At 39.4% G+C, this 9,853-nt stretch carries 8 protein-coding genes; 1 reads left to right on the top strand and 7 read right to left on the bottom strand.

All coding sequences use genetic code 11. The annotated features are described in order from the left end of the window. Window positions 1-92 precede the first annotated feature (92 nt). The 6 genes from AAEY87_RS10520 to AAEY87_RS10495 all read right to left on the bottom strand — a co-directional run bounded on the left by AAEY87_RS10520 (window position 93) and on the right by AAEY87_RS10495 (window position 6,088). Window positions 93-701 (bottom strand): hypothetical protein, encoded by a 609-nt coding sequence (locus tag AAEY87_RS10520; protein WP_350657125.1) that lies wholly within the window; start codon window positions 699-701, stop codon window positions 93-95. A gap of 462 nt (window positions 702-1,163) precedes the next feature. Further along, window positions 1,164-1,424, bottom strand: coding sequence for a helix-turn-helix transcriptional regulator (locus tag AAEY87_RS10515; RefSeq protein WP_350657124.1), 261 nt, complete (start codon window positions 1,422-1,424; stop codon window positions 1,164-1,166). A 169-nt stretch (window positions 1,425-1,593) separates the two neighbouring features. Next, window positions 1,594-2,505, bottom strand: a complete 912-nt coding sequence (locus tag AAEY87_RS10510; RefSeq protein WP_350657123.1) for a recombination directionality factor — start codon at window positions 2,503-2,505, stop codon at window positions 1,594-1,596. Window positions 2,506-2,622: 117 nt separating this feature from the next. After that, window positions 2,623-3,738 carry a YqaJ viral recombinase family nuclease gene (locus tag AAEY87_RS10505; protein ID WP_350657122.1) on the bottom strand — a complete coding sequence of 372 codons (1,116 nt, stop codon included), beginning with the start codon at window positions 3,736-3,738 and terminating at the stop codon, window positions 2,623-2,625. A gap of 108 nt (window positions 3,739-3,846) precedes the next feature. After that, window positions 3,847-4,839 (bottom strand): DUF932 domain-containing protein, encoded by a 993-nt coding sequence (locus AAEY87_RS10500; protein ID WP_350657121.1) that lies wholly within the window; start codon window positions 4,837-4,839, stop codon window positions 3,847-3,849. A gap of 316 nt (window positions 4,840-5,155) precedes the next feature. Then, window positions 5,156-6,088, bottom strand: coding sequence for a YagK/YfjJ domain-containing protein (locus AAEY87_RS10495; RefSeq protein WP_350657120.1), 933 nt, complete (start codon window positions 6,086-6,088; stop codon window positions 5,156-5,158). Between the two features lie 825 nt (window positions 6,089-6,913). Here AAEY87_RS10495 and AAEY87_RS10490 point away from each other — a divergent pair. Beyond that, window positions 6,914-8,137 carry a hypothetical protein gene (locus AAEY87_RS10490; RefSeq protein ID WP_350657119.1) on the top strand — a complete coding sequence of 408 codons (1,224 nt, stop codon included), beginning with the start codon at window positions 6,914-6,916 and terminating at the stop codon, window positions 8,135-8,137. Between the two features lie 97 nt (window positions 8,138-8,234). Here AAEY87_RS10490 and AAEY87_RS10485 read toward each other — a convergent pair whose 3' ends face one another. Then, window positions 8,235-9,593, bottom strand: coding sequence for a tyrosine-type recombinase/integrase (locus AAEY87_RS10485; RefSeq protein ID WP_350657118.1), 1,359 nt, complete (start codon window positions 9,591-9,593; stop codon window positions 8,235-8,237). Window positions 9,594-9,853: the final 260 nt, after the last annotated feature.

The raw sequence follows: 9,853 nt of genomic DNA, 5'->3' as shown, positions 1-9,853 counted from the left end.
ATGTCAGATTGGTTAGTCATTGCTTAGTCTCCGGTTAGTGGATTATAAGCAGTTACACACTTTTTAGGAAAGGCTCACAGCTTCTTATTTTTTTATGAACAATCATTTGCTACTGATGATGGATAACCGCCTGTAGCAACAGCACCATAACAAATTACTTCTATCACGGTGCCCTTTGGTGCATGTACGTTAGGCACAAACAATAATCCTAAATCTACACCATTGGAGTAGGAGTTGGTGACATGACCTGATAACAAAAGTAATTTATCGCCATACTTTGCGGTATACTCTTGTGGGTATGTGGCAAGTTTATTACCTAAATCGCTACCCCATACACGGATGGGTTTGTTTGTAAAAGGTTGAAATGTATTTACCGTTTCTGTCTCGTAATAAACTTCTTCAACATATTGATCGGTGCCATCAGCTATTATCGAAGGGTCAAAATTCGGATGATTTGAATCCATTGCAGAATCATATCCCTCTGTCATGTCGATACCGGCTTCATACTCTTCAATCTCTTTAGCCAAGTCATAATGTCCCCCAGTACCACTGTTATATTCAACTTCTGCAACTTCTGCAACTTCTATTTCTTGAGAAGGTATTGTGGCTTTAGCAGTTGTTGCGGGCTCAGATACAAGCGCTACACCAACACCTACGGCTATTACTGTAGCCACAGTCCCTGCTAATACTTTCTTGTTCATAGCCATTCCTTTTTTTAGTTACTTAAGTAAGTCTTTCATACGAAAAAGGAAAGGATAGAACTCTGTTCCTTTCTTCCCACACAAAACTATAAGTAGCTTCCTTTGCTATTCTTATTGAATCGGCCGCTGAGTCGTACTGTGCTGCTATTTGTGAATCGCGTGCTTTGAAAAAATATTAAAATTTTGCTAGTGGCACTGTTAGATCCGTTTTTAATAAGAGTATTTACTCTTATTAAGTTAATAGCGTGAAGATACTTTATTTACAGTATTGCAAACTATCATAATCAAAATAAAACTCAACATATATCTGAAGCTGTATAATTGAGTATAGTACACTAGAGATATTGCGAAACCTAGACTTTATAAAAACTATAGCCATAAGTTTTGGATGTTTTAAATGACTAGAAACATCTAAATCTACAATAAATGAGTAACTTAAAGTGACTCATTTATTGTTTCCGTCTAGTGAGCTCTTGCGGCTATCTTAGTTTCTAACCACTTTACAACCTCACTTTCTACCCATGCAACACGTCCTTTTGATAGTTTAACTTGAATAGGAAAGGTTGGATCGTAGCGCTTAGACTTCTTATCTAACATATCATAAATAGTTGTACTACCAAGAGCCGTTAAGTCCATAACTACTTTTAGGCGTAGCATTCTAGGTGCATGTGAAAGATCTGTGTTGTTTAAGTGATTTTGATTATTAATATTTAAGTTTTTCATGATTAGCTCCTTGTAAGTGAATGAGAGCGTTTCCTCTCATATACTTATCGAGTCCCATATTTTTTTACTCCATTCTATGCCGTTCTCCTGCCTATCTGATTTGAAGCAATAAAAAAAGGAACTGATTGATTCAGCTCCTTTTTTATGCTCCATATCTGCTTTGAATGCGTTAGCTCACTGCTGTCACGCTTTGCCGTAGCCCTTGCTCAATGCTAGTCAAGTTATGAGTGCCTAAGCTATTTTGCACATGCCCCTGTTGGCTGTCGATAGCATCGCTTGCCTCTACTGGATAAAACTCTTCGACCACCTCAAACGCTTCATCGCTATCAATCTCAAAGCATGAGTTCACGTAGCCCTGTTTAGCGGCTGCCTCTAATGCTGCTTGATCAAAGCCATGCTCGCTAAGCTCAGCATCTATCGCTTGCGCATTCTGCACCGCTTGCTTAATTGTCACACCATCACGTAGCGTTAGATCAACGAAGTAAATTGGTGCCCGATAGCTTTGAGTCGTGCTTTTACCGCGTAGGGTTAGTTGTAATGGCAGACAGGACAACTTATTACCTGATACCGCAGCAAAGTAGCTGAGCCTTGCTGCAAGTGTGCGAATGCTATTAAAGCCAGTGGTGCGAAAGATAAAGGTGCCAAGCTCATCGTCCTCAGACAGATTAGCGTAAAGCCTCCCGTAAGGCTTACAAGCACCGCCTTGCGCCAATGGACAGCGATCAGGTGATGGGCATGGATGGTTTTCAACGCCTTTACTTGTTCGACGCTGACATTGCTCTCCGTCGCCCACGCAAACGGGTCTACCTGTTTGTCTATCAAACAGTGTGTACTCAGCTCGCAAATTAAGCTCAGGATCATTAAACAGCATGCGTACAGGGATCTGTCTGAGCTTGCCTTTACTGTGCTCGCGTAACTTCTCATCTAGTGGATGATTGATCCAGCCGTCTTTATTCTGAACTTGGCTGGTAATGGTGAACTGATCGTCTTTAGCAGGTAAACGCTTGCCATCCTTTTGAATGACACGTCCGATGCTGATACGACCAAGTACTGGTGGAGTAATCGTTAGACCTTTAATCATGGTGATATTCCTTATGTGTTTTATGTAGCCATAAAAAAGCCCACCTGTTACGGGTGGGCGTTTATGCGTTTGATTTATTAACTCGATTATTTTATTGATGGTTGAGTGAGTGCTAGCTTAGTTATCGTTAAGAATGACAAAGCGACGACTGCCCAGGCGTGTTTTACTAAACTGCTCAAGCAATTCAGGATGTGCTTTGGTTAGCGCTTTGCTATCAAGACCGACACTGTCTTTCGAGCGCTTCCAAGAGATAGCGCCTTTCTCAAATACTGCAATCTCATTGTCGGAAATTAGCGTTTGCAGCTGATGCTTTACTTGATCATGACTCTGCTCTAGCTCTTGCATGTAGTCACGGTAACTAAGCAGTTGCTCAAACAACTTATTGGCTCCGTCATCTTCCCGTAAATCAACTTTGCTGGATGGCTCAGGTTTGGGATAAAGCTGCTTTAACGCACGAGCTGCTGACTCGCTATGATCAGGGGTTGGCGGTGTATCGGTTTCCACGTATTGCCAGAATAACCGCTCATGCTCGATGATGGACGCGATCAGCTTCTCATCACGCTCAACCTTAAATATCTTAGCCTCGTGTCCGCAGATTAACACGCAGATATGCGCCGCCTGTTTGCCAGTGACTGCTAATTGATGCTGAACTTGGCACGTCACGTACAAAGGTACACCGTGTTTCCAGAGCTTGGCACCATGTTCCCCTGCGGTTTTACATTCTAGTATCTGCGCCTCTGTACTACCAGTGATTGCGTAGTCTAAATTGGCCAGCATAAAGTGATTGTCAGGATCAGGATGCTGCAATATGGCATTAACACGCCTTACCTTATTGCCTGTGTGCTCTTGATAATATTTAGCCACCATAGGCTCTAAGGTATTCCCCCAATAGAGGGGCGAATACCCTTCGATGCTCTCATCGATGTTTGAGGTCATGCGCCCTGTCTTAATCATCCATAATTCCAGCATGGAAAGGTACGGATGAATACCACAGGCAGCAGCGGCGTCACTACTACCGATACCTTGCTTGCGAAACTGTAGCCAGTCTTCACGACTTAAAGACTTGGTATTGACCAAACGCTTAGCGATGCTTGATTGATGATCAGAATGCTTAGCCAATACAGCTGGCTTAACGTCTATATTAGACTTTATTGCTATAGGCGTTTTCACCTTAACGGTAGAACGCTTAGTTTGTCGTGGCTGAGTGGTGGTGTTTAGTGCGATCATGTTCATGGTAAATTCCTTAATAGGTTTATGATTGGTGTTAAATGAAATAAACGGCATAAAAAAACCACGCCCTTAAGCGTGGTTGATTGTGTTGTAGAATTAAGATTTATCTGACTAAGCAAGCATCAGCAGCGATTCCTCTAAACCCTTCTGCTTAAGTTTCGCTCCAGCACCGAACCATGCTGAGTTGAGACGGTTATCGGTATTCATCGCCCGTCTTTCATGATCCACGTACTCAGTGATACTGCACAGCAAGCCATAAGCCGTATCACGAGCGGCATCAAGATCTGCTCCACGACCTGAGCCGTTGAACATACTCATCACCTTATTCATGGCTTTAGCATTTGGTACCGCATCTTTCTCTTTCTTAGCGCTGTTAAATAAAATGATGTTATTGTCCTGATCATTGAACACACGGCTTAGATAATTTGCCGCTTCTGCTTGAGTAACACGGCGTTCTGATAGCTGCTTCATCTCGTATGAGTGTTCATCCCACTGCTTAACCGACACACCCAATTGCTGCTTGACCTTATCGGCATCAAAGGAGGTAGAGTGCGGAACTTTGACCACGCCACCGCTTCCGTCCGCTAAGCTGATCGCTAGGGTGTTATTGCATACCACACGGATCGATGTGAACTGTGCTGTGGTTGCTAGAGTGCCGTCACAAGCCGTTGCCAGTAACAAGTAGCCATTACTGACATCTTTGCCCTTAAGCGTTGCTGATTGCCCTGTACGGGCCAATGCCCATAGCTTACGACCACCCTTCAACACTCCAGCCGTCTCTAGCTCAAAATCAGACTGTTCAGTGAGATCACGATAGAACTCTAGAATCTCACGAGGTTGCACTTCTTGATAGCGTTGACTGACGACCGATAACGGTTCGAAGTTATCTGATCGATAAAGTACCTTCTGCTCAGCAAAAGGTAGAATTAGGTTATGCCCTTTGTCATTGCTTGCCATGTAGCTGACGTCTGAGGACTCAATGCGCCAATCAAGACCTGCTTGCTTAGCCCAGACCTCGATAGATTGCTTCGGTGACAATTCATTCCCCAAGCCATGCCAAGGTGTCTGGCCTAGGTATGCCATTGTTTCGATTAAATGTGCCATGAGAGTATTCCTTTTATTGATTGATTTAGAGCGTTGGTTGATTAAACGTGGGGGTTTTAATGCAGGGTTTAGAGCGATAGCGGATAGCAAACTCAACCAATGATGAGATATGAACTACCAGTACTACACAATAAAATGCCATATAGACTCCTAAGAATAGAGCGCATAAAAAAAGGCCTGCGATTAAGCAGGCCTTAGAGAGGGAAATAAGATTAGATTGACTGAGCACTTGTTAGAGCAAATGATCGTATGTTCAGTCAAGTAGTATGTATCTGAAATTACTTTGTTATGGGTAATGCTAAGCGCTACTTAGCTTTTAGGGATAATTGCAACGACCAAAGCTACGCATGTTAGGCATCCAAGCTTTAAGGCGCTGCTCGTACTTATCAGGGCGGGTTAAGTACAGCGCTGCATGGATAGCGTTTTTCACCTCTAAGATATTATCCCTATGGATCATACCTATACCAAGCGTACCTTTAAGCTCTTGCTTTCGTTTATACTCAGTGGTATTACAGTTAAAATACCAGCCCATACCTTCTGTTATTTCAACCCAGCGCTTACAAACTGTATCAGCTAAGTACCAATCTTCCTGGCGCTTATCACCGTTATAAATCAGTAATAAATGACAATGCAAGCCTCCAGTATCGACCCCTTGTTCTATCGCCCAAGCATAACCCCTTAAATCTTCAAAACAGCTTTTTTCTTTACTAACGATTTTGCCAGCTTTTCTTCTCTCCTCTTTTTCCCTGTCACTTTGTATTTTTCTCATGATCTTATTCATAAGATCATTGAAGGCTTCAATACCAATAAGATGTGCATACTCTAGTTTAATTTTGAGGTCGACTCTCACGATAAGCACACGTTTGTATTCATGTAAAAAATAGTTCATACAACCAAAAAGCGATTGTCCATTACGATTTTCTTGAAAAGCGAAGTCAGTCATAGCAGTAGCAAATTCAGGCTGATAAAAACTAAGCGCATATAAAAATCTTTGTGTCATAGCCTTATCCCAAAAAAAATCATTGGGATAGCAGTTGCCACAAACGAGGTAACAACTGCCTATAAACCATCTTATCGAATGGGTGTATTCCAATTCGTTATTGTAGAGCAGTGTCATTGGTTGATAGTAGAGATTCAACTGCTCACTGATTTGTTGAATGCTAAGTATGATTTTTGGATTAAGTATATCGCTTACGAGTTTATCGACTCTGGCGACGACGTAGTCGTGCCATAAAGTTGTGTTCATCATTTTATAATGCCTTAGGTTATGTGTTCATAATCTAAGGCAACTAGATATCTTTTTACTGACGTCGTTTGGTTGAGCCAAACAACTCGGATGTATAGAGGATTATATTAATAGTATTATTTACCGGATTGGCAATCGGTAAAGAAATGCGCTACTGCGAGAAGGTGGGTTGATCATATACCCGTATAGACGGGGTTTTGTTACTTGGGGAGTTACGTAAATATCTATAATTATAAAATGGGAATTTTATCTATTAAAAACTGAGATAAAAGCCATCAGGTTATCTGCTCAAATAGTATTTTTGCATCATTTTATTTGCAAAATAATTCAACTACGAATAAAAACATGGAATGGGATTAGCTGATAAATAAGTATGAAATAATAGTGCTCCATTGAAATAAACTTACATAACTATCAGTATGATGTATATTTTTTAGGGGTGAATTTTTAGTGTTAGCTGATAATATAAATAACATGCTAAGAGTGAAATAGTAATTTCTTTGTTGTGTACTTGGGATTTGCAGTTTATTGCTTATAGAAAATTGCTGCCAGGGTTGAGGATTGTGCTGACGTAGATAACACCTAAAAGACACAGTGATGTTAGGATGAAACTATTTAAATTTAGTGCTAGGACGAGGTTTGGATACAAGGTATAGTTAAGACGAAAAGATGAAAGACTAAGTACAGTCTATTTTGAGCTAAAAAAGGGTATAGGACTGCTCAAATCCCCTATATTAGGGAGTTTATAAGTAGTTAAAATATAGTTTTTTTCTACTAATATGGACTATTAACCCACCTTTATAGAGTTTTTTCGGAAGGATTGTTGCAATGAAAGACCACGAGAATGTTAATTATGGTAACGAAAATGATGTCGAATTTGAAGAGAGTTTAGACTGTAATGTGGTTGTTACTGTTGAACAAAAAAACACTACTGATCTGAATTTTAATCAATTAGTTACCTCGAAAGCTGAAGTTATTAAAATGCCTGCTCAACCTTCTAATACAAACCAAGAAATATTAAATCAAGCTAATGCATACCACTTTGCTCAACAATATAAATTTAATACTAATTTGTATTTTTATGACCAAAAACAGAATTGGAAAAATTTAGAAGATTTTTATAAAACGGTTGAACGCTTTAATGAGGATGAGTGCAAGAGCCTAGTATTTGCGCATAATATGTATACGGGAGATACAACAGCTAATATAGATTTAGATATGGGAGTATTCAAAGCTATTTTGATAAGCATATTTAAAAATCAGCAATATCCAATCCAATATTTCCATAGATTAATGCAATTTAAAATTAATAACCAGCTACCAGATAGCTCATTAAAATGGATAAAAGACAACCTTCGTTGCGCTCTGTACGTCGCTTATTTAATTCAAATTACTTTGTATAATAAGTCTTTGGTCGGAGGTGGTGAGCTAGTTGCTTATATTTTAAATTATCTAAAATATGAAATTACTCATTTTAACTATATTAAGATTAATTTACCGTTTTATTCATATTATGATGACACGAATAATCAACTGTTAATATGGCGTATAGAAAGAATCAAATCTGATTATTTTAGAAATCGTACTGATAGAGAAATCGCATGGTTTAAAAGTGATGACAGTAGTCAAATTGAATGGGCATATAATTATTTAAGCTCAGAAAAGAGAGATTATCTTATACTTCAGGGTATCTTTATACCTATCTCTCTAGAAGACAAACACAACTTAATTTTAGCTAGTCTTGATGTTTTATCAAACGTAGATTACACGTATGAAATCTTTACTAAAAATATAGATACAAGTGATCCTACATTCGATTTTGTATCGATACCAGTAATATCGTTTAGAGCTAAAATTATAGAAAACATGAAAGATGCTTGGGTTAAGTTTTCAGCAAGCAATAAGAATGAAGAACAAAGCGAAGTAAAAGTTTATAAGAAAAATAAAGATCAACTGGACTCTATTATGAAAGCCAAAGGAATAACTGCTTCCAATAAAGCTATAAGCCAGATGATTGAAGATGAATACAAAAGAACCTTTAATAAAGACTAGTTAGCTTTAGTAGAGTTAAGCCGCCTGATTTGATGTAATTATTAAATGTTTGATTCAATATTCTTAATAGCAAGCTTTATAAAAATAAGTTATCGAATTATTGCTTTAATAGCTCATTCAATTCTATCATTGTCATACCTTTATTGATGAGTGCCTGGATAAGATCTTGCTTGTCGATTGCCTTGAGATCATCAGATTGATAGTTCGTTAATGATTTTTCAATCTGCTGACGTGCTGCTTGAAAGTCTACTACTTCACCTGTATCTCTAAGTAGGTCTAAGAAGTCAGCCCAAACTTGCATGATCTTACGGCGCTCTTCTAAGTGCTGCGCGTGATTATAAACTGCGCGGATACTGCCTTTTTTATCGTGCGCCATCTGCTTTTCGATCGCATCACCCATGTAGCCAAGCTCGTTTAAGTTAGTTGAGGCGATGTGACGGAAGCCATGCCCAGTCTGTTTACCTCCATATCCAAGGATATCTAAAGCATTATTAATAAACTCTTCGCTATAAGGCTGATGCATACCAGTATGATAGAACACGTATTCGTATTGTCTGGTAATGGGTTTCATCTCTTCCAAAACAGCCAGCATTTGATCTGATAAAGGAACAACATGCTTACGTGCAATCTTAAGATTATCAATGTCGACACGCCATAGTCGGTTAGGGAAGTCGATATGCTCCCACTTCATCATTCTGAGCTCGATAGTACGACAAAAAGAATATGCCAAAAACTTCATACCTAATCGAGTTTGATCGTGACCATGATATCTTTCAATATCTTGCAAGAGCTTAGGCAGCTCACTAAGCTCAACGTGTTTCATGTGCTTGGTTTTTGCTTTTGGATAAAGATCTTTTAGCCCCTCTGTATGATTTACATCGATTAGGCGCTCTCTCATGGCTCTTCTAAGAATATTGCCAACGAGATCAATAGTGCGTCTGGTTACTTCTCGTGGTGATGCCCCTTCATTGTTAGTCCTGCTTTCAATTTCATCTGCCATTAATTTACAATCTTCGAATGTCACATCTTTTAAAGCAATGCCTTCAAAGCTAGGTATAACGTCTTTGTGCATGCGATTATAGTCCTGTTGATAGGTGCGAGGCTTTACGTTGCGCTCACGCTCCTCTAGCCATTCAAGCGCATAATCATTGAACATTTTAGCTTGCTCATTCGCAATCTTGTCTTGACGTTTTTTATTCTTTGGATTGGTTCCATTAGCTACTAAAGCCTTAATGTCAGCATTAGCTATTCTTGCTTCTGCTAAACCCATCTGTGGGTATGTACCTAAAGTAGTTTTCTGCTGCTTACCATTAAAGCGATATGCGCTTACCCATGTTCGCGTTCCTGAGCTACGTACCAGTAATTGCAAACCTTGTTGATCACTATATTTGTCTGGACGAGAAGGGGTGCATTTATCAGTCGGTTTTAGCTTACGAATTTTGGCATCACTTAACATGTTGGTCTATTCCTTATACCTACGAGCTATGTATTTAAAGCTTCAAGACGATTATGTTGGTCTAGGCTATATAAATTTAGATCGAATGTTGGTCTAATTGAGGTGTATATGAATAATAGACCAACGAATAGACCAACACAACACGTGGGATACATAGGGTTGAATAGGAATGATTCGGACAGCAGTAGATAATAAGTATAGACTGTAAGTCTTACCTGTAAAGGGTTTAAGGAGTATTTTGGAGGGGTTCGGACAGATTG

It is taken from the genome of Psychrobacter sp. S1-30-MNA-CIBAN-0213 (assembly GCF_040309845.1).
Lineage (GTDB): Bacteria > Pseudomonadota > Gammaproteobacteria > Pseudomonadales > Moraxellaceae > Psychrobacter.
Note: the sequence above shows the minus strand (reverse complement) of the source record. Positions and strands in the feature narration are given on the sequence as shown.

Coding starts and splice junctions, on each gene's coding strand:
- AAEY87_RS10520 (WP_350657125.1), bottom strand. CDS start 701: ATGAACAAGAAAGTATTAGCAGGGACTGTGGCTACAGTAATAGCCGTA.
- AAEY87_RS10515 (WP_350657124.1), bottom strand. CDS start 1,424: ATGAAAAACTTAAATATTAATAATCAAAATCACTTAAACAACACAGAT.
- AAEY87_RS10510 (WP_350657123.1), bottom strand. CDS start 2,505: ATGATTAAAGGTCTAACGATTACTCCACCAGTACTTGGTCGTATCAGC.
- AAEY87_RS10505 (WP_350657122.1), bottom strand. CDS start 3,738: ATGAACATGATCGCACTAAACACCACCACTCAGCCACGACAAACTAAG.
- AAEY87_RS10500 (WP_350657121.1), bottom strand. CDS start 4,839: ATGGCACATTTAATCGAAACAATGGCATACCTAGGCCAGACACCTTGG.
- AAEY87_RS10495 (WP_350657120.1), bottom strand. CDS start 6,088: ATGATGAACACAACTTTATGGCACGACTACGTCGTCGCCAGAGTCGAT.
- AAEY87_RS10490 (WP_350657119.1), top strand. CDS start 6,914: ATGAAAGACCACGAGAATGTTAATTATGGTAACGAAAATGATGTCGAA.
- AAEY87_RS10485 (WP_350657118.1), bottom strand. CDS start 9,593: ATGTTAAGTGATGCCAAAATTCGTAAGCTAAAACCGACTGATAAATGC.